Raw genomic sequence first — 19,793 nt, forward strand, 5'->3', positions numbered from 1 at the left:
CCGCAACCGCGACACAACCCGTAGGAGCTGGCTTGCCAGCGAAGGCGCCCGCAAGAGCACCGCGAGCCTCCAGGCCCTCTTCGCCGGCAAGCCGGCTCCTACAGAACATTCATGCGATTCAATATGAGGCTCATGTGCCATGCCCTCCAACGCCTTCGCTCGCCCCGCATTCGGCCCGGCCCTGGCCGTAGTGATGTGTTCTTCCCTGGCGCCGCCGCTCTTCGCCGCCGATACCCAGTTGCAAACCGTCACCGTCCAGGCCAGCAGCCAGGCCGATGACGATGCCCTGCCCACCCGGCCACCGACCTCGGTGTATGGCGGCACCGAAACCAAGGTCCTGGACACCCCGCGCTCGGTCACCCAGATCAACGCCGAACAACTGGCCAACGACCCGATCCGCAGCGCCGACGACCTGGTCAAGTACGCCCCGGGGATCACCCGCGGTGGCGGGCAGAACGCCGGTATCGCCCCGCAGTTCCGCGCCCAGGGCTCGGAAGTGTTCCAGGACGGCCAACGCGCCTATGGCGTGCGCCATCCGGCCAACTTCAACGCCTACGAGGGCGCGGACATCGTCGCCGGGCCCTCTTCGGTGACCTACGGTTCGGTGTCCGGCAGCGGCGGCTACGTCAACTACCTGAGCAAGAAACCCGATTTCAGCGGGTTCAAGACCCGTCTGAGCGGCGAGCTCGGTACCTGGGTGCCGGACGGCCAGTCCCGCGACTCGCGCAAATTCAGCCTCGACAACACCGGCCCCCTGAGCGACCAGCTGGCCTACCGGGTTAGCATCACCCAGCAGCGCCAGCAGGACTACTACGACAACGTCGACAACAATTTCGATGCCTTCTACGGGGCCCTGGCCTGGCGCAACGACAACCTGCGGGTGGACTGGAACGCCAGCTACGACAACTACTACGACTACAACATCACCCACGGCTGGAACCGCGCCACCCAGCAACTGGTGGACAGCGGCAAGTACTACGCTGGCCGGGCCACGCCGATCATCCAGAACGGCAATACCCTGTGGTCGCCGGTGCTGGCCTCCGGTGCCGCCAATGCCCCGACCCTGGGCTGGGTGCAGCGCCAGCGCAACGCCCAGGGCCAGTACAGCGTGGTGGATGGCAGCTTCCAGGCGGCCTCGCCCAACACCCAGGCCAGCCCCGGCACCCTGCGCGGCTGGGTCTACGACCCGAGCCTGGCAGGCAACGGCTTGACCTCCCTGTCGCCCCAGGCCGGCCAGCGCGGCGAAGACCAGAGCAGTTCACGGCGTTTCACCACCCAACTGCGCATCGAGGGCGACCTGTCACCCAGTGTGACCCTGGCCAACAGCACCTTCTACCAGCGCTCCCGGGACCTCACCGACGCGGTCGGGGCGTTCCAGGTGCAATCCCGGGACAACCTGCTGGACAACCGCTTCGAACTGCGCTCGGGCAATGAAACCCGGATCGGCGGCCTGACCCTGCGGGACGACAGCAACAGCGGGCTGATCTACCGCCGCGAGTTCAACCAGTCGATCGCCGCCAACAATAGTTTCGGCTCCACCATCAACGCCTACGACCTGACCCTGGACCCGTCGGGCAAGAACCCCGGCGACCTGCTGGGGCTCACCGGCAGCAACCCGGCCGGCGGCAACGGCGCCTGGATCGGCCAACCCGGGGTGCCGCAATACTCCAACTACTACGGCTGGCTCAACCTGGCGGCCATGTTCCCGGCCGGCCACGGGCTGTACGCCGAATCCCTGGCGCCCTACACCGCCGAAAGCACCTGGACCACCAAGACCCTGTTCAGCCAGCACAACCTGCGCCTGGGCGAGCGGGTGGGCCTGAACATCGGCGCCAGCCGCAGCTGGATCGACGCCCGGATCGACAACCCCTTCGTCCTCGCAGGCGACAGCGACCGGCGCGACAGCCACAACTACCGGCTGTTCGCGTTCCAGGTCAGCCCCTACGTCAAACCCACCGAGAACAGCACCCTGTACTACACCTTCGACCGCTCCCTGGCGGTCAACACCGGGTTCTTCTCCAACGGCCTGGGCTGGGGCAGCGGCAGTGGCGCCAACCAACTCAATCCCCTGGCGTTCCAGAGCCTGAGCGTGCTGCATGAACTGGGGCTGAAGGTCGAAGCCATCCCCGACCAGCTGTTCATGACCCTGGCCACCTTCAAGCAGGCCCGGGACCAGTCCCCGGACAGCAACAACAACATCGCCCGGCTGATCATCAAGGGCACCGAGGCGACCCTGCGCTACCAGCCAGACCCGCACCTGCGCAGCGGCCTCAACCTGTCCCGGCTCAGCGCCTACAACGAATTCACCTCCCAGGCCGGCTTCGCCTCCGCCGGGTTCATCCCCGACAACGGCACCGTGTTCGGCGACAACAACAGCCTCAACCAGCGGCCCTCCGGGCGCTTCGACGCGGTACAGATCCCCGAGTACACCGCCAGCGGCTACCTCGACTACCGCTTCGACTCGGGCTTTGGCGCCGAGCTCTCCGGCTGGTGGACCAGCAGTTGGTACCTGAACCTGAGCAAGACGGTGAAGATCCCCGACGAATACAACCTCGACCTGGCCCTGTACTACCGCCAGCCCCAGTGGAGCACCACCCTGCGGGTGCTCAACCTGACCAACGAACTGAACTTCGTCAGCGGCCTGGCCGGCTCCACCAACACCTTCCTGCAACCCATGCCCGGACGCACCGTGCTGGCCCAGGTGGACTACCGCTTCTAGGCACTTTCCTTCTTCTGCGACCTCAGGACACTCCCCATGAGCATTGAATTCGTCGGCATGATCTTTCCCCGCCAATGGTCCGAAACCCGCGGCGTGCGCAGCCCGGACTTCGACCTGGCATTCATCCGCGAGCACGCGCGCGCCCACGAACAGGCGGGCTTTGACCGGGTGCTGATCGCCAGCGGCCCGGGCAGCGCCGACAGCCTGCAGATTGCCGCCTACGCCGCGGCCCACACCGAGCGCCTGGGCTTCATGATTGCCCACCGCCCGGCCCTCAGCGCCCCCACCGTGGCGGCCCGCGCCTTCGCCACCCTGGACCACACCACTGGCGGTGGGCGCATCCGCCTGCATGCCATTACCGGCATCACCGCCGAGCCCCAGGAAGGCGACACCCTGCTGGACAAGACCGAGCGCTATCGACGCACCGACGAGTACCTGGAGATCGTGCGCCGCACCTGGACCGCCGAAGAACCCTTCGACTTCGAAGGCCGCTACTTCAACCTCAAGGGCGCGTTTTCCCCGGTCAAGCCGCTTGAGCAGCCGCACATCCCCATCTCTTTTGGCGGCTCCTCGGACATCGCCTACCAGATCGCGGTCAAGCACGCCGACCTCTACGCCCTGTGGGGCGAGCCCCTGGAGGGGGTGGCCGAACAGATCGGCAAACTCAAGGCCGCGGCCAGCGCCGCGGGGGTGGCCGCGCCCCGGGTCAGCCTCTCGGTGCGGCTGATCCTGGGGGCCACCGAGGAATTGGCCTGGCAGCGGGCCGAACAGATCCTGGCGCAGATCCGCGCCAACCCACAGTTCGCCGCCGGCAGCCCCTGGCAGAAGCGTCTCAAGGGCACCGGCTCCGAACGCCTGCTGGCGGCCGCAGCCCGCGGCGACCGCCATGACCGCGCCCTGTGGATGCCCACCGCCAGCGCCGTGGGCGCCTATGGCGACACCACGGCCCTGGTGGGCACGCCGGACACCGTGGCCCAGGCCCTGCTGGACTACGTCGACCTGGGCGTGACCACCTTCCTCAACCGTGGCTACGACCCTTATTACGACACCATCGACTATGGGCGCTGGATCATCCCCACCGTCCGCGAAGCCGCCGCCCGCCGCACGCAACACCTGTAGGAGCTGGCTTGCCAGCGAAGGCGTTTGCAAGGCTGGCGCCCGGCTCAGGGGCCCTTTCGCCGGCAAGCCGGCTCCTACAAGTGCGTTGACCTTTCCCACAGCCCTGTAGGAGCTGGCTTGCCAGCGAAGGTGTTTGCGAGGCTGGCGCCCGGCTCCGGGGCCCTTTCGCCGGCAAGCCGGCTCCTACAAGTGCGTTGACCTTTCCCACAGCCCTGTAGGAGCTGGCTTGCCAGCGAAGGCGGTTAAGAGGCTGACGCCCGGCTCAGGGACCCTTTCGCCGGCAAGCCGGCTCCTACAAGTGTGTTGACCTTTCCCGCAGCCCTGTAGGAGCTGGCTTGCCAGCGAAGGCGCCCGCAAGAGCACTGCCCAGTTCTGGGGTTCTTCGCTGCCTGCCAGCGCCTTCGGGAGCAGTGGCCGGGGGAATCGGAATGCGAGTGATAGTCGATCATTTTCAACACTTTATCGGCGCCAGGCCGATGACCCAGATCACCACGAATGCTTGCCAAAGCGTTAACATTCCAACCAGCCTTTGGCTTTAAACCTGTCATATCCACTTTATGCATCGCGCCCTTTGCTGCGCCATGACGGCATTTCCTTATCGGAGTCATGCACTTTGAAAACCTGGCACACACTTGTCGGCATCCTGCTGATCACCACGGCCACCCTGCTGCTGGAGATCCCTTCCGCCACCTGGCTGACCTCGGCCACCCTGAGCATGATCCTGGGCACCACAGCCCTGGCCTACATGGCAATGTCCTGCCTGCTGGCCAGCCGCTGGGGCTGGGTCGAACGGCTGTTCGGCGGCCTGGACCGGGTCTACGAGGCGCACAAGTGGCTGGGCATCTGGGCCCTGGCATTCGCCAGCTACCACCTGGTGTTCAAGGCCAACCTGGATGAATGGAACAGCGTACCGATCCTCGAACTGTCCAAATACTGGACGCGCCTGGTCCGCCAGCTGAGCTACGTGGCCCTGGGCCTGATCGTGCTGCTGGCACTGAACCGCAACATTCCCTACAGCCAGTGGCGCTGGTGGCACAAGCTCTCCGGCCCGCTGTTCCTGATCGTCATCCTGCACTGGCTGAGCTTCAAATCGCCCATCACCCTGGATTCGCCCTCGGGTATCTGGCTGGCTCTGCTCTGCGTCCTCGGCGTGCTTGGGGCCCTGTACAAGCTGCTGCTCTACCCCCTGGTGGCCAAGGCCGGCGAATACCAGGTGACGGCGGTCCGGGTGGAGAAGAACTCCCTGCACCTGGAGCTGATTCCCCAGGGCCGGGGCTTTCCTTTCAAGGCCGGGCAGTTCGCCTTCCTCTCGATGCAGGAAAAAGGCCTGCGCGAACCCCATCCGTTCACCATCGCCAGCGCCCAGGCCCATGACGGGCGCATCGAATTCGTGATCCGCGCCCTGGGGGACTACACCCAACGCCTGCGCCGCCAGGTCAAGGTCGGCATGCGTGCGGACATCTATGCGCCCTATGGGCGTTTCAAGCGGCCGCAGGCGGCTGCCCGGGAAATCTGGATCGGCGGTGGCGTGGGCATCTCGCCATTTATTTCCTGGCTGCAGGATGAAGCTGCCGGGCAATTCGACAAGGCCACCCTGGTGTACTGCTACAACCCGTCCCGGGCCTTCCCCAGTGTCGACACCCTGCAGGGCATGGCCCAGGCCCGTGGAGTGAACTTCGTGGCCAACTGCGGCGGCACCGAGCCCCTGGCCCAGACCCTCAAGCGCACCGCGGCCGAAACCGATCCGCAGCAGATCCAGGTCAGCTTCTGCGGGCCCAAGGGCTTGCTGGGCCAGGTCCGGGAACTGATGAACGAGTGTCGGATTCCCCAAGGCAACCTGCACTACGAATTCTTCGAGTTCCGTTGATCAAACCGCTGGCGACCCTGGCTGGCGCGGCTCGCGCAGCGTCACCCAGACCACCAACGCCGCCAGCAGGGTTATCAGCGTCAGCCCCTGCAACAGCTGGCTGAAGGCCTGCCCGTACAGGGCCAGCACCCCCTCCCGGCCCAGCGCCGGCAACGCCGCCAGAGTACCGGTCAGGTCACCCCCGGCCAGTTGCCGGGCCGCCCCCATCAACGCCTCGGCGGGCAGCGCCTGATCCGCCAGGGCGTGCTGCAACAGCCCCGCCAGCAGCGCCACCACCAGGGCCAGGGCAATGCCCTCGCCGGCCACCCGGGTGGTGCTGAAGATGCCGCTGGCCATGCCCGCGCGCTCCTTGGGCACCACGCTCACCGACAAACCGTCCATCAGCCCCCAGGGCAGCCCGCTGCCGAGGCCGATCAGCAGCAACGGCCAGATCCGATCGGCCGGCGCCTGGCCCGCAGCGATCCGGCTCAACCACAACAGCCCGGCGGCAGCCAGCAACAGGCCCAGGCTCGACAGGTTGCCGGCGCTGCACCAGCGGCTGAGCCAGCCCGCGGTGAACGGCACCACCAGCATCGGCGCCGACAGCGCAAGCATCAGCAGCCCGGCATCGATGGCGCTGTAGCCTTCGACGCCGATAAAGCGGATGGGCAACAGGATCAGCAGCACCACGTAGCAGTAGCAGGTGGCGATGGGCAGCACCTGCACCCCGACAAAACGCGGATAGCGAAACAGCGACAGATCCAGCATCGGCCGCGCTGCACGCCGCTCGACGACGATGAACAGCCACAGCGCCAACAGCGCTCCCGCCAGCAACAGCAGAACCCAAGGGCTGCTCCAGCCGTTTTGCGGGGCCTGCAGGATGCCCCAGGTCAGCAGCACCAGGGCCAGGGTGAAACTCAGGGTGCCGGGCCAGTCCACGCCCTGGGCGTCGGGGTCGCGGGACTCTTGCATGCGCGGCACGCCAAAAGCCAGGGACAAGCCGCCGATCAGCGCCCCGGAGACAAAGATCCCACGCCAGCCGGCCTGTTCCACCAGGACCCCGGCGAGGATCGGGCCAAACGCCAGGCCGACACCAAAGGTGGTGCCCAGCAGGCTGAAGGCGCGGGTTCGCGCCGGGCCGTCGAAGGCCTGGGCCAGGGCCGCCGAACCACCGGCCAGGGCCGCGGCGCCGGCCAGCCCCTGGACCCCGCGCAAGAGGTTCAGCCACAACAGCGAAGGCACGAACACCAGGGCCAGGGAGCTCAGGCCGAACAGCGCCACGCCGAGGCTGAACAGGCGCTTGCGACCAAATTCGTCGGCCAGGGTGCCGGCGGCCATCAGCACGCTGCCAAAAGTCAGCATGAAGGCATTGGTGGTCCAGCTCAGGGCCAGCGGGCTGCCCCCCAGTTCATGGCCGATGGCCGGGGTCGCCACCGCTACCCCGACAAAGGTCAGGGGCAGCATCAGAGCCGCCAGGCACACCGCGGCCAGCACGCCATGGGCGGACTGCCGGCGACTCTGGGCGGCCTGCTCCAGGGGTAATTCAAGTTCGGGATTCACACGGACCTCTCATGCCCTGGCAACCAGGGGTGGGCTAAGAAAAATCCATGGTAGGTATGCCGCAATCGCTGAAAAACAGGGCATTCTTCCGCTCTTTACGGATAAAAACGCTGCAATCGAGGTGAACGATGGACAACCTAAACGGCTTGCAGGTGTTTGTCAGCGTGGTCCAGAGCGGCAGCCTGGTGGGCGCCGGCGAGCGCCTGGGGCTGTCTGCCTCGGCGGTGGGCAAGGCCCTGGCGCGCCTGGAGCAGCGCCTTGGCGTGCGCCTGCTGAACCGCAGCACCCGGCGCATCAGCCTGACCGATGAAGGCACGCTGTTCTATGAGCGCGGTCAGCGCATCGTCGCCGAAGTCCAGGAGGCCGAGGCCGAACTGGCGCGGATCAGCGACAAGCCCCGGGGCCGGCTGCGGGTCAGCCTGCCGGCCATCGGCTATCGAATGCTGCTGCCTATCCTCCCGGAGTTTTCTGCGCGCTACCCGGATATCGAGCTGGACCTGGACTTCAACGACCGGCTGATCGACGTGATTGCCGAAGGCGTGGACGCGGTGATCCGCAGTGGCGAACTGCCGGACTCGCAACTCAAGTCCAGGAACCTGGGGCCCTTCGGCTTCGTGCTGGTCGGCGCCCCCGGCTACTTCGCCCGGCGCGGCACCCCGCGCGTACCCCGGGACCTGGAGCAGCATGCCTGCCTGCGCTACAAGTTCCCCGGCGGCAGCTTGCTGCAGCAATGGAACCTGCGCCTGCCCGACGGAGCCCCGCCGCTGGTGCTGGGCAGTGCCCTGACCAGCAACAACCTGGAATCGCTGATCCACGCCGCCACCCAGGGCCTGGGCATCGCCTACGTGCCCGAGTTCGTGGTCTGCGGCGCCCTGGCCGATGGCAGCCTGGTCGCGGTGCTGGACGACTACCAGCAAGAGCGCGGCAAGTTCTCCATCCTCTGGCCCAGCAGCCGTCACCTGCTGCCCAAGCTGCGAGTGTTCGTCGACTTTCTCGGTGAACGGCTGGTGCTGGGCAAGCATCACGCGTCCCGCTGATCTCCCCTCGATGCCTGGCGCTGGCCAGGCCATCACCGGCCCCTGCAAAACATCAGTAAATCCTGATGCCAGCTTACCAATCCATGTATTCATCTTGATGTTTGCCCGCCGTAAGCTCGTCCTGGCCTGCTGCTGCAGGCCAGGCAATGTCGGTACGCCAAAAACAACAGCTAAAGGCCATCCCAATAACAATCTGATCTGCCGACTCCAGGAACCGCTATGTCAACTACCCCATCACGCCGCCCTTGCGTCGGCCTGCATCGTGGCGCCCGCCCCTTGAACGAGGTGCGCCATGACTGACTTCCAGCGCGATCCGGGCACCGATGAACACTTGCTGCACCACCAGGGCTATCGCCAGGAGCTGCACCGCGGCCTGTCCCTGTGGTCGTCGTTCTCCGTGGGCTTTGCCACGGTCTCGCCAGTGGTGGGGATCTATTCGGTGATGGCCCTGGGCGCCATGAGCACCGGGCCGTCCTGGGTCTGGATCGTGCCCCTGTGCCTGGCCCTGCAGATGCTGGTGGCGCTGGTCTATGCCGAACTCGCCTCGCAGTACCCCCTGGCCGGCGGTTGCTATCAATGGGTCAAGCGCCTGGCTGGAGACCGCTGGGCCTGGTTCACCGGCTTCATGTACCTGGCCTCGGCCCTGGCTTCCCTGACCACCGTGGCTTACCTGGGCGGGTTCTGGCTGTGGCTGTTCATCACCGGCACCCCGCCCTCGGCCAATGCCCAGGTGGTCAGCGGCGCCGTGCTGCTAGTGTTGGGGCTGGGGGTCAATCTGCTGGGGATCAACCCGCTGAAGTACTTCGTCAACGCCGGGATCATCGCCGAAGCCATCGCCTCCATCGGCATCGGCGTGCTGTTGCTGCTGTTCTTTCGCAACCACTCCTGGTCGCTGCTGCTGGAAGGTCTGGGCAACAGCGTCAGCGGCGATGGCTCCTACCTGAGTGGCTTTGTCACCGCCATGGCAGTGGGCGGCTGGGCCTTCCTGGGCTTCGACGCCTGCTCCCAGGTGTCCGAGGAAACCGCCGATGCCCGTACCTCCACGCCCCGGGCCATCCTGCGCTCGATGCTGCTGGTGGGGCTGACGGTGATGCTCACCGCCTTTGCCGTGACCCTGTCGTTTACCGACACCGCGGGCCTGGTGGCCGGCCAGGTGGTGGACCCGGTCACCCCGGCGGTGGTGGATGCCTTTGGCGCCTGGGCCGAACGGCCTTTCGTCGGCGTGGTGCTGGTGGCTTTCATTGCCTGCGTGGTCTCGGTGCAGACCTATATCGGCCGCGCGGTATTCGGCATGGCCCGGGACTCGATCCTGCCCGCTTCGGCGTTCCTGCGCCGGGTGGATGGGCGCAAGGTGCCCTTCGCCGCCATGCTCCTTTGCACCCTGTTCGCCAGCTTCGGCCTGGCCCTGGGCCTGAATGCCACGGCCGTGGGCACCCTGATCGCCTTCGGCAGCGGGGGCTTTTTCATGGTGTTCCTGATCGTGATCGGTTGTGCCCTGGTCCACCGCCTGCGTGGCCGCTGGCGGCCCGACGCCGGGGTGTTCAACCTCGGCCGCTGGGGCCTGCCGGTGAACCTCGCGGCCTTTGTCTGGCTGCTGTTCGAGAGCGTCAACGTGGCCTGGCCGCGGGAATCCCTGGCGCCGCCCGGAGCACCCTGGTTCCAGGTCTGGGCGGTGGTGCTGGTGTTCTCGACCCTGGCCGTGCTGGGCCTGATCTACATGGTCCTGGCCAAGCCCTATCTGCGCCGCGACAACAGCGCGTCCGACCGCGGCTGAATCCTCATGCGCTGTCGGCGACAGCGCATTCCCTCCCCGCTACTGGCCTGGCGCCTGCTGCGCCGGCCGCTTCACGCCTGATGTTTCTGGAGACCATCGATGCCCCCGTCCATCCACTACTGGAATTACCCCACCGAGATCTTCTGCGGCGCCCAGGCCCTGCACGGCCTGGCCCAGCGCTGCGCACTGCTGGGCATGGCCAGGCCCTTGCTGGTCACCGACCCGGGCATGCTCGAACTGGAACCCTTTGGCCTGTTGACCGCACACCTGGAGCAGAGCCGCCAGGGCTTTGCGGTATTTGCCGAACTGGCCAGCAACCCGAGCCTGGACGACGTGCAGCGCGGCGTCCAAGCCTTCAGGGCCGGCGGCCACGACTCGCTGATCGCCCTGGGCGGCGGCAGCGCCATGGACGCCGCCAAGGGCATCGCCCTGGCCGCCGTGGACCCGCAAGGGCTGCAGCGTTTCGAGTGGTCCCGGGTGATCGAGCACTACCCGAGCCTCAGTGACTTTCCGCGCCTGGGCCTGCCACCCCTGATCGCCCTGCCCACCACTGCCGGCACCGGTTCCGAACTGGGCCGCGAAGCGGTACTGACCGACAGCCAGCAGCAGGTCAAGCGGGTCATCAGCCATCCCGAGCTGCTGCCCGCCTGCGTGATCCTCGACCCGCTGCTGACCCGCGGCCTGCCGCCCGCGCTGACCGCCGCCACCGGCATGGATGCCCTGACCCACCATATCGAGGCGTTCTGCTCGCCGTTGTACCACCCGATGTCCAGTGCGATTGCCGTGGAAGGCATGCGCCTGGTGCAGCAGCACCTGCGCCGGGCAGTGAGCCACGGCCAGGACCTGGACGCCCGGGAAGGCATGCTGGTGGCCTCGGCAATGGCCGCGGTGGCCTTTCAGAAGGGCCTGGGTGGCGTCCACGCCCTGGCCCACCCGCTGGGCGCCCGCTATCACCGTCACCATGGCCTGCTCAATGCCATCCTCCTGCCCTATGTGCTGGTGGCCAACCAGCCGGTGATTGCCGAGGAGATCGGGCGCCTGGCCCGTTACCTGGACTTGCCCCGAGGTGATTTCCAGGGGTTCCTGGACTGGATCCTGGCCCTGCGCGCCGAGCTGGGCATCCCCCACTGCCTGTCGGATATCGGCCTGGACAGCCATGAAGCCGAATGGGTCGGGGCCCAGGCCCTGGCGGATATCTCGTCCTCCGACACCAATGCCCGACCGCTGAGCGCCGCCGACTACAGCCAGATCTTCCGCAACGCCGTGCACGGCGTCCTGCCAGGAGCCCGCCCATGAAACCGGCCCTGTTTATCGATGGCCACTGGGTCAATGGCGACGGCGCGCTGATGCCGGTGTACGACCCGTCCCTGGGCCAAATCATGGCCCAGGTGCCGGGCGCCAGTGCCCACCAGGTGAACCTGGCGGTGCAGGCCGCGCGCCGGGCCCTGCCCGAGTGGCGCAGCCTCAGCGGCGCCCGGCGTGCCGAGTACCTGCATGGCTTCGCCCGGCACCTGCAGCAACGCCGTGAAGGGCTGATCGCCCTGCAGATGCGCAATAACGGCAAGCCGCGGCACGAAGCCGAACTGGACCTGGACGATGCCATCGCCACCTTCGACTACTACGCCGGCCTCGCTGCCCAGCTGGACGCCCGCCAGGACCAACCGGTGCCCTTGCAGGCTCCGGGCTTCAGTGCCCACTGCAGGTTCGAGGCCCTGGGCGTGGTGGGGCTGATCGTGCCCTGGAACTTTCCCTTGGTCACCAGCGCCTGGAAGCTGGCCCCAGCCCTGGCCGCGGGCTGCACGTTGGTGCTCAAGCCTTCGGAAGTGACGCCCCTGATCGAGCAGGTCTACGGCGAAATCGCCGACGCCCTGGGCTTGCCGGCGGGCGTGTTGAACCTGGTGGCCGGCGCCGGAGAAACCGGCGCAGCCCTGAGCCAGCATCCGGGGCTGGACAAGCTGTCGTTCACCGGCAGCAATGCCACCGGTCAGCGAGTGATGGCCAGCTCCGCCGCCTTCTGCCGGCCACTGACCCTGGAGCTGGGGGGCAAGTCGCCGATTCTGGTGTTCGCCGACGCCAACCTGGACCAGGCGGTGCACTGGATCATCGGCGGCTTTTGCTGGAACGCCGGGCAGATGTGCTCGGCCACCTCACGCCTGCTGGTCCACGAGTCGATTGCCGATGCTTTGCTGCAGCGGTTGCGCAGTGCCCTGCTGGCCCTGCGGGTCGGCAACCCCCTGGAGCAGGAAGTGGACATGGGCCCCCTGAGTTGCCAGGCCCAGTGGCGCACGGTGTGCACCTACCTGGAACAGGCCAGGAACGAGGGCCTGGAATGCCTGGTGGGCGGCCATGCCCTGCCCGGGCCGGGCTGGTTCGTGGCGCCCACGGTGTACAGCGACGTGCCCACCAGCAGCAGGTTGTGGCAAGAGGAGATTTTCGGCCCGGTGCTGTGCATGCGCCGTTTCAGTGACGAACCACAGGCCCTGGCCCTGGCCAACGACAGCGCATTCGGCCTGGTGGCCACTGTGATCAGCGCCGATCTGCAGCGCGCCGAACGGGTCGCCGCCGCCCTGGACGTGGGCCACGTGTGGATCAATTCACTGCAGGCGGTGTTCGTTGAAACCTCCTGGGGCGGCACCAAGGGCAGCGGCATCGGGCGGGAACTGGGCCCCTGGGGGCTGGCTGCCTATCAGTCGATCAAGCACCTGACGCGCTGCCTGGGCTGAAGCACGGGATCAGCCGCCGTGCTCTGCCAGCAGATCGGCGATAAAGGCCTTCAGCGCTTCGCCACGGGCATGCCCGGCGTGGGTGATCATGCTGTGCTGCACCTCGTAGCGCAGCGTTTCGGGGTGCAGCACGCGCATCTGCCCGCCCGCGACCCAGGGCTGGGCATAGTGGCTGGGCAGGTAGCCCAGGTGGGTGCCCGCCAGTACCCCATGGACCACCGCCTCCATGTGGTAGGCGGTGGCCGAGGCGCGCAGGGGCGTTACCGGCAGCACCTGGTTGGCAGGCAGGAAACCGTGCTTGATCCAGTCACAGGCCTTGATCTGCGCAAGCTCGGGCTCCAGGACAGGGAACAGCGGGTGCGAGGCGCCGCAGAACAGGGCGACTTCCTCGGCGTACAGCGGCTGATAGTCGAGGGTCGGCAGGCTGCGGCTGAAATAGGAAATGGCCAGGTCCAACTGGCCGTCGATCACCGCCCGTTCAAGCTCGGTGGGCGAGTTGATGAACACATGCAGGTGCAGGTCGTGCTCGCGGCGATAGAAGCGCGCAATGGCCGCGTCGATGCGGGCCGCGGGCAAGGTGGCGATGTTGTCCGCCAGCCCCAGGTACAAATCCCCCACCAGGCGCCCGGACAATTCCTGGGCCTCGCTCTTGAATGCCTCCACCGCGCCGAACAGCGCCTGGGCCGCCGCCAGGATCCGCTGGCCCTTCTCGGTCAGGCGAAAGCCGCCCTTGCCGCGCTCGCACAGCCGATAGCCGAGGCGTTTTTCCAGGCTGGAGATGTGCATGCTGATATTGGACTGGCTCATGTTCAGTTCGGCCTGGGCCGCGGTGAAACCGCCGCACTTGACCACTACGGAGAAAATCCGCAGCAGGCGCAGGTCCATGTCGGTGACGTTTCTAAGCACAGGGGTTTCCAGGAGTCGCGGGGCTGAACCAGGGGGCTATTCAACGGCAGCGCCCGGGCCGCGTCAAATCCATCGCGGCTTGCGTGACCGATGACATTGCAGGGACTATGCAACACCTTCCTGCCACCTTGGATCGCTTGCCAATGGACTCCCACCCCACGCCCGCCCTGAGCACCGAACGCTTGCTGCTGCGCCCCCTGGAACTGGCGGACGCCGACGCCATCCAGCAGCTATTCCCCCAGTGGGAGGTGGTGCGCTACCTCAACGCCCTGGTGCCCTGGCCCTACCCGGCCGACGGCGCCCTGAGCTTCCTGCGGGACATGGCGCTGCCGGCGATGGCCCGGGGCACGGAATGGCACTGGACGCTGCGCCTGCGCAGCGACCCCGGGCAGATGATCGGCAGCATCAGCCTGATGGACGAAACCGACAACAACCGCGGCTTCTGGCTGGCCCCGCCGTGGCAGGGCCAGGGCTACATGAGCGAGGCCTGCAAGGTGGTGGACCACTATTGGTTCGAAGTACTGCAACGGCCCTTGATGCGGGTGCCTAAGGCCGCGCCGAACCAGGGCTCGCGGCGGATTTCCGAACGCGCGGGCATGCGCCTGATCCGCTCCGAGGACGGTGAGTTCGTCAGTGGGCGATTCCCCGTGGACATCTGGGAAATCACCCGCGAGCAATGGCGCCAGCTCAGGTAAAGCGCACCCCGGGACGGGGGCGCTGGTCCACCGTCAGTTCGAACACATCCGGGCGGGCGTAGTGGCCGACCACGTCGTAGTCATAGCGCGCCCGCACCAGGTCGGCGGTATCGATCTGCGCGCTGATCAGACCGGCTCGGCCCACCAGGGGGCCGGCCAGTACGTCCCCCATGGGCCCGACGATCACGCTGCCGCCGGCAATCAACGGCCGTTGGGCCGGCCAGTTGGCAATCTCCAGCCCCAGCTCTTCGGGCGAGGCCTGAACCTGACAGGCGCTGACCACGAAGCAGCGCCCCTCGTGAGCGATATGGCGCATGCTCACCTGCCACATTTCCCGCTCGTCCACCGTAGGCGCACACCAGACTTCGATGCCCTGGGCGTACATCGCGGTACGCAGCAGCGGCATCATGTTTTCCCAGCAGATCACCGCGCCCAGCCGGCCGACCTGGGTGTCCAGCACTGGCAGGGTCGAGCCGTCGCCCTTGCCCCAGATCAAGCGTTCGGTACCAGTGGGCATCAGTTTGCGGTGCTTGCCCGAAAGCCCCTGCTGCGGGTCGAAATACAGCGCCGTGCAGTACAGGGTGCTGCCACTGCGCTCGATGACACCCAGCACCAGGTTGGCTCCGGTACGGGCGGACAGCGCGGCCAGGGCGTCGGTTTCCACCCCGGGCACTTCGATGGCATTGGCGAAGTAGCGGGCAAAGGCCTCGCGGCCCTCCGGCAGGCGATAGCCCAGCTGGGTGCCGAAGCCTTCGCCCTTGGGGTAGCCCCCCAGCAGCGCTTCGGGCATCACCACCAACTGCGCGCCGGCTTCGATGATGGCGGCCTCGTACGAGAGGATCTGTTCCAGGGTGGCGGCCTTGCCTTCAGGCAAGGCCCCGATCTGCAGGGCAGCGACAACGGACTTGGGCATGGGATGACTCCTTGAGCAATCAGGTGTTGCCCATTCTGCTGCGGCCCCTGATCATCGATAAACCCCACTCCAGTGCTTAATGATATGAACCAGATGAATATCGCCAGTGTCGACCTCAACCTGCTCAAGGCTTTCGAGGCGCTGCATGACGAGTCCAGCGCCAGCCGCGCCGCCCTGCGCCTGGGGGTGACCCAGTCAGCCATGAGCGCTGCCCTGCGCCGGCTGCGCGAGCTGTATGGCGACCCGCTGTTCGTGCGTACCGGGCGCGGGCTGGCACCGACCCTCAAGGCCAATCAGTTGAAGCCCGTGGTCAGCGAAGCCTTGAACAAATGCCGCCAGAGCCTGGCCATGGTCGCCCCCGACACCGCCGACTATCAGGGCCGCTCGGTAACGCTGGGGCTGTCGGATGATTTCGAGATTGCCTATGGCCGGCAGATGATCGAGGCCGTGGCCCGGCGGGCGCCGAAACTGCGGCTGATCTTTCGCCAGAGCCACAGCCAGATCGTCGCCGAGGCGCTGTTGCAGCGCAGCGTCGACCTGGCCATCAGTGCCGGCGGCTTTGCCGAACGCCTGCTCAGCCGCCAGGTGCTGGGGGAAGGCCATTACCTGTGCCTGGCAGACCCGGCCAGCCTGGCCCCCGGGCAACAGCAGATCAGTCTTGAGGAGTTTGTCGCACGGGAACACCTGCTGGTGTCGTCCCAGGGGTTTATCGGGATTACCGATGAGGGCCTGGCCAACCTGGGGCTGAGCCGCCAGGTGTGCGCCTCGACCACGCACTTTGCCGCCTTGCCCTTTCTGCTCAAGGGCAGCCAGGCGGTGGCGACCATTCCGGCCCATGCCGCCCGGCGCATCGCCGAGTTCACCGGGTTGCAGTTGCTGCCCTGCCCCCTGGCCCTGCCGCGCTACCCGATCGAGCTGGGCTGGCGCACCAGCCCGCAGACCGACCCGCTGCTGGTGAAGGTACGCGAGGCGATTGTCGAGAGTTTTGCCCTTACTTATTCGCCGCCATCAGGCGATTGACTTCACTGCGCACCATGTTCGAGTACTCCGGCGGCGACATGCCGTCGAGCTCGGCGCGGACCCATTCGGCCCACTTGCCCTTGCGCTTGCCACGCTCGCCGAACAGCCGCGCGGCCTCGCCCTTGGCCTTGCCCAGGTTGCTCTGCCACAGGTCGAACAGACGGGACTTCTCGTCCTCGATGGCGGCGCGCTCGGCCAGGGTCTTGTTAGCCAGATTGAAACTCATGGGAAATTCCTGCTGCGTAAAATAGGCGCCATCTTACACTGTAGGGGCTACGGGTTTTACCCCGGGGTCGCCAACGGGGCGTAAAACAACTGCAACTTTTGCCCCCGCGCCGGACTCCATTGCTTGCTACCCATTCACCTGTAGCCGCTGGCGGATGCGTTGTGCACCAGCGGCGATATTTCCAAGGAAAAAACTTCATGGCTCGTAAATCTGCCGCGCAAGCGGAAAACGATCAAATCAAGGACCAGGCCTTCAGCGAACTGCAGGCGCTGATCGAAGAATCGGAAAAGCTGCTCAAGGGCAGCGCCAGCCTGGTGGGCGAAGAAGGTGAGAGCCTGCGCCAGCAAGTCAGCCTCAAGCTCAAGCAGGCGCTGGATTCGGTCAGCAATGTGCGCGAGCGCAGCAAGCCGGTGGTGGATGCCACCGAGCAGTACATCGGTGGCCACCCGTGGCAGACCGTGGCCATCTCCGCCGGTTTCGGCCTGGTGGTAGGCCTGTTGCTGGGTCGTCGTTCCTAAACGCCCGCGCAACGTTGAGGCCAGGTACGCCAAGGCGGCCTGGCCTTTTTCATGCCTTCAGTCCTGGGCCAGCGCCCGCAATTGCTGCAGCTGCTCGGCGGGAATGGCGATACCCGCCTGCTGCGAACGCTCGCGCTGCTGATGCCGGCGATCCCCCGGCAGGCGCTTGAGCCCCACCGCGTGCATCTGCCGCACCAGCTCCTGGCTGCGCTCGGCAAAACTCTGCCCGGCGGCCTTGCTCGGGTCGATGACGATCAGCAACTGGCCGGTCCAGGGTGTCTTGGCCCCCGGGTGGCCGGACCAGTCGAATTCAAAGGAGAAGTTGCCCCCGGTCAGGGCTGCGGCCAGCAGCTCCACCATCATCGACAGAGCCGACCCCTTGTGCCCGCCAAAGGGCAGCAAGGCGCCACCTTCAAGAATCGCCTTGGGGTCCTGGGTCGGCTGGCCCAGGCTGTCGACGCCGATGCCCGGCGGCAGGCGCTCGCCCTTGCGCGCGGCGATCTGCACGTCGCCATGGGCAATGGCGCTGGTGGCCAGGTCGAAGACGATCGGCTGGCCCTGGGCCTGGGGGGCGGCGAAGGCGATCGGGTTGGTGCCGAACAACGGCCTGTCGGCGCCATGGGGCACGACGCAGGTCATGCTGTTGACCACGCTCAAGGCCACCAGCCCTTCCTCGGCGAAGGGCTCGACATCCGGCCAGAGTGCGGCGAAGTGGTGCGAATTGCGGATAGCCAGCACCGCGATACCGGCGTTGCGGGCCTTGCTCACCAGCAGCTCGCGGGCGGCAGCCAGGGCCGGCTGGGCAAAACCGTTGCCGGCGTCGACCCGGACAAAGGCCGCCGCCACATCCTCCACCACCGGCACGGCCTGGCCGTCGACCCAACCACTGGCCAGGGTCGAGACATAACCGGGAATGCGGAACACGCCATGGCTGTGGGCTCCGTCGCGCTCGGCACCGGCACAGTTCTCGGCCAGGCAGCGGGCCACTTCGGCGCGGCAGCCGTGGCGCAGGAAAATCGTTTCCAGCAACTGCACCAGGGCCGGTAAAGAAAGGTATTGGGGCGGTGTTTCAACAACCACGGACGATGCAGACATCTGAAGCTCCAGAGTAATTATTGGAGGGGGCGACAGCGTGTGAACCTGGCGATTAAACAACGCCGCACTCCAACCCTGTCAACCACTGCCGGCGGCTTGCAGGGAAGGTGCCAGGATGGCCGGAACAACCATCCCCCTGGAGCAATAAAAAGCCCCCTGTGCACTGCCGTGGCAAGGCGCAGGGGGCTGTATCAGCCTGGTTCAGTCCTTCTGGTCGCGCAGCACATTGCCCGAGGCGCCGTCGATGCGAAATTCATAGACGCTGCCATCGGACTTGCGCCCTTCGCCTTCCCAATAGCCGTCGTTGTCCGCTTCGATCTTGTAGATCTCCACGTAGCCGGCCTTGGTCTTTGCGGTTTCAATGGCTTTTTCAATGGTGATCCAACCGGCCCCCGGACGGTCGGCCAGGGCCGCTCCGGCACCCAGCAGGCTGGCGGTGGCAAGCAATGCGGCAAGTGTCTTCTTCAACATGGTCCTTCTCCTTGTGTATTCACTTTCGATACAGAGCCTGGTTTTAGGGCGTGCCAGATGAAAATAAGTTCACTTTGATACTCATTAGCCATGACGGTTGTTCTCCAAGACTTGCCGCGGAGGGTAGAATGCGGGAAATCAGGAAGAGTCAATGAGCGAACAGATCCTCTCAGAAGCCGAATACGACGCCATCACCCAAGCGGCAGCCCAGTGGTGCATGCGCCTGCATGAACCCGACTGCAGCGACGCGGAGCGTCTGGCCTTTCAGCAATGGCATGATGCCGACCCCCTGCACGCCTTCGAATACGAGGCAATGCGGGAAATATGGGAAGTGGCCGATCAACTGCCCCCCTCCACCCTCACTGCCGCACCAGCCCCCACACCGGTCAAGCGCGTTCCCCGGCGCACCTGGCAGCAATATGGCGTGGCGGCGGCCATCGCCCTGTGCGCCCTGCCCCTGGCCGCCTACAGCGGCTGGGAACTGGGTTGGGTGCCGTCTTCCTACCAGCGATTCGAGGCCGGCGACAGCCTGCGCAGCGTGACCCTGGCCGATGGCAGCCAGGTGCAACTGAACCTGGGCAGCACCCTGATCTACAGCAACTACAAGGACCAGCGCCGGGTCACCCTGAAAAAAGGCGAAGCCTTCTTCAAGGTCAGTCACGACGCCAGCCACCCGTTCGTGGTCAAGGCCGCCAATGGCCAGGTCAAGGTCACCGGCACCCAGTTCAATGTGTGGATGTACGAGGACCAGGTGCGCGTCACCCTGCTCCAGGGCTCGGTCCTGGTGAGCAGCAACACCGCCCTGCACGGCGAAGGTTTCCGCCTGGAGCCGGGCATGCAGGCCAGCTACAAGGCCGGCGACTACCAGCCGCAGATCAGCCAGACCTACAGCAACGACAGCTCCCTGGCCTGGCGCGAAGGCAAGCTGGTGCTGGACAACCTGGCCCTCACCGACGCCCTGCCACTGATCAACCGCTACCTGGACACTCCGGTGCAGGTCGCCGACGCCAATACCGGCAAGATCCGCGTCGGCGGCATCTACAACACCCGGGAAATCAAGAGCCTGCTGACCTCGCTGCCCAAGGTGCTGCCGGTCTACCTGACGCGCAATCGCGACGGCAATCCGGTGATCAACTCACTGCCCCAGTCCCCGCCAAAAAGCTGAAGGCCG

17 protein-coding genes are annotated in these 19,793 nt (G+C 66.3%); 11 read left to right on the forward strand and 6 right to left on the reverse strand.

Going from position 1 to position 19,793, the window contains the following annotated elements:
- The first annotated feature begins 139 nt into the window (after positions 1-139).
- From KCG88_RS05990 to KCG88_RS06000, 3 genes are all read left to right on the forward strand, one after another.
- On the forward strand, positions 140-2,719 hold the full coding sequence (locus KCG88_RS05990; RefSeq protein WP_210711967.1) for a TonB-dependent receptor plug domain-containing protein: 2,580 nt from the start codon (positions 140-142) through the stop codon (positions 2,717-2,719).
- Between the two features lie 36 nt (positions 2,720-2,755).
- On the forward strand, positions 2,756-3,838 hold the full coding sequence (locus KCG88_RS05995; RefSeq protein ID WP_210711968.1) for an LLM class flavin-dependent oxidoreductase: 1,083 nt from the start codon (positions 2,756-2,758) through the stop codon (positions 3,836-3,838).
- 613 nt (positions 3,839-4,451) lie between these two features.
- The gene (locus tag KCG88_RS06000) at positions 4,452-5,705 is read left to right on the forward strand and encodes a ferredoxin reductase family protein (protein ID WP_210711969.1); all 1,254 of its coding nucleotides are present in this window, start codon (positions 4,452-4,454) and stop codon (positions 5,703-5,705) included.
- On the opposite strand, the gene KCG88_RS06005 is transcribed toward KCG88_RS06000, so the two are convergent.
- A complete protein-coding gene (locus KCG88_RS06005) occupies positions 5,706-7,244 on the reverse strand; it encodes an MFS transporter (protein WP_210711970.1) in 1,539 nt (512 codons plus the stop codon).
- Positions 7,245-7,372: 128 nt separating this feature from the next.
- On the opposite strand from KCG88_RS06005, the gene KCG88_RS06010 reads away from it, so the two are divergent.
- The 4 genes from KCG88_RS06010 (at position 7,373) to KCG88_RS06025 (ending at position 12,778) form a co-directional block, all read left to right on the forward strand.
- On the forward strand, positions 7,373-8,281 hold the full coding sequence (locus tag KCG88_RS06010; RefSeq protein ID WP_047286420.1) for a LysR substrate-binding domain-containing protein: 909 nt from the start codon (positions 7,373-7,375) through the stop codon (positions 8,279-8,281).
- A 292-nt stretch (positions 8,282-8,573) separates the two neighbouring features.
- Entirely contained in the window at positions 8,574-10,055 is a 1,482-nt protein-coding gene (locus tag KCG88_RS06015) for an APC family permease (RefSeq protein WP_210711971.1), read from the forward strand.
- A gap of 99 nt (positions 10,056-10,154) precedes the next feature.
- Entirely contained in the window at positions 10,155-11,351 is a 1,197-nt protein-coding gene (locus tag KCG88_RS06020) for an iron-containing alcohol dehydrogenase (RefSeq protein ID WP_047286418.1), read from the forward strand.
- The gene (locus tag KCG88_RS06025; protein ID WP_210711972.1) at positions 11,348-12,778 is read left to right on the forward strand and encodes an aldehyde dehydrogenase family protein; all 1,431 of its coding nucleotides are present in this window, start codon (positions 11,348-11,350) and stop codon (positions 12,776-12,778) included. The genes KCG88_RS06020 and KCG88_RS06025 overlap by 4 nt, the downstream gene beginning before the upstream one ends.
- A 9-nt stretch (positions 12,779-12,787) precedes the next feature.
- Here KCG88_RS06025 and KCG88_RS06030 read toward each other — a convergent pair whose 3' ends face one another.
- Entirely contained in the window at positions 12,788-13,684 is an 897-nt protein-coding gene (locus KCG88_RS06030) for a LysR family transcriptional regulator (protein ID WP_210711973.1), read from the reverse strand.
- Between the two features lie 143 nt (positions 13,685-13,827).
- Here KCG88_RS06030 and KCG88_RS06035 point away from each other — a divergent pair, with 143 nt between their 5' ends.
- Positions 13,828-14,379, forward strand: coding sequence for a GNAT family N-acetyltransferase (locus KCG88_RS06035; RefSeq protein WP_047286415.1), 552 nt, complete (start codon positions 13,828-13,830; stop codon positions 14,377-14,379).
- On the opposite strand, the gene KCG88_RS06040 is transcribed toward KCG88_RS06035, so the two are convergent.
- Positions 14,372-15,292, reverse strand: coding sequence for a carbon-nitrogen hydrolase family protein (locus KCG88_RS06040; protein ID WP_047286414.1), 921 nt, complete (start codon positions 15,290-15,292; stop codon positions 14,372-14,374). The two genes, KCG88_RS06035 and KCG88_RS06040, sit on opposite strands and share 8 nt — an antisense overlap.
- An 84-nt stretch (positions 15,293-15,376) precedes the next feature.
- Here KCG88_RS06040 and KCG88_RS06045 point away from each other — a divergent pair, with 84 nt between their 5' ends.
- Positions 15,377-16,312, forward strand: a complete 936-nt coding sequence (locus KCG88_RS06045) for a LysR family transcriptional regulator (RefSeq protein ID WP_047286413.1) — start codon at positions 15,377-15,379, stop codon at positions 16,310-16,312.
- On the opposite strand, the gene KCG88_RS06050 is transcribed toward KCG88_RS06045, so the two are convergent.
- Positions 16,284-16,538 carry a hypothetical protein gene (locus tag KCG88_RS06050; protein ID WP_011061196.1) on the reverse strand — a complete coding sequence of 85 codons (255 nt, stop codon included), beginning with the start codon at positions 16,536-16,538 and terminating at the stop codon, positions 16,284-16,286. The genes KCG88_RS06045 and KCG88_RS06050 overlap by 29 nt on opposite strands.
- 197 nt (positions 16,539-16,735) lie before the next feature.
- On the opposite strand from KCG88_RS06050, the gene KCG88_RS06055 reads away from it, so the two are divergent.
- On the forward strand, positions 16,736-17,056 hold the full coding sequence (locus KCG88_RS06055; protein ID WP_011061195.1) for a DUF883 family protein: 321 nt from the start codon (positions 16,736-16,738) through the stop codon (positions 17,054-17,056).
- A 57-nt stretch (positions 17,057-17,113) separates the two neighbouring features.
- Here KCG88_RS06055 and KCG88_RS06060 read toward each other — a convergent pair whose 3' ends face one another.
- Both KCG88_RS06060 and KCG88_RS06065 read right to left on the reverse strand, forming a co-directional pair.
- Positions 17,114-18,151: an Ldh family oxidoreductase gene (locus KCG88_RS06060; RefSeq protein WP_047336733.1), complete on the reverse strand. Its 1,038-nt coding sequence runs from the start codon at positions 18,149-18,151 to the stop codon at positions 17,114-17,116.
- Positions 18,152-18,352: 201 nt separating this feature from the next.
- Positions 18,353-18,622, reverse strand: a complete 270-nt coding sequence (locus KCG88_RS06065; RefSeq protein ID WP_011061193.1) for a PepSY domain-containing protein — start codon at positions 18,620-18,622, stop codon at positions 18,353-18,355.
- Positions 18,623-18,773: 151 nt separating this feature from the next.
- Here KCG88_RS06065 and KCG88_RS06070 point away from each other — a divergent pair, with 151 nt between their 5' ends.
- Positions 18,774-19,787 (forward strand): FecR family protein, encoded by a 1,014-nt coding sequence (locus KCG88_RS06070; RefSeq protein ID WP_047336732.1) that lies wholly within the window; start codon positions 18,774-18,776, stop codon positions 19,785-19,787.
- The last annotated feature ends 6 nt before the right edge of the window (positions 19,788-19,793 follow it).

This window comes from Pseudomonas sp. MWU349 (assembly GCF_017947325.1).
Lineage (GTDB): Bacteria > Pseudomonadota > Gammaproteobacteria > Pseudomonadales > Pseudomonadaceae > Aquipseudomonas > Aquipseudomonas protegens.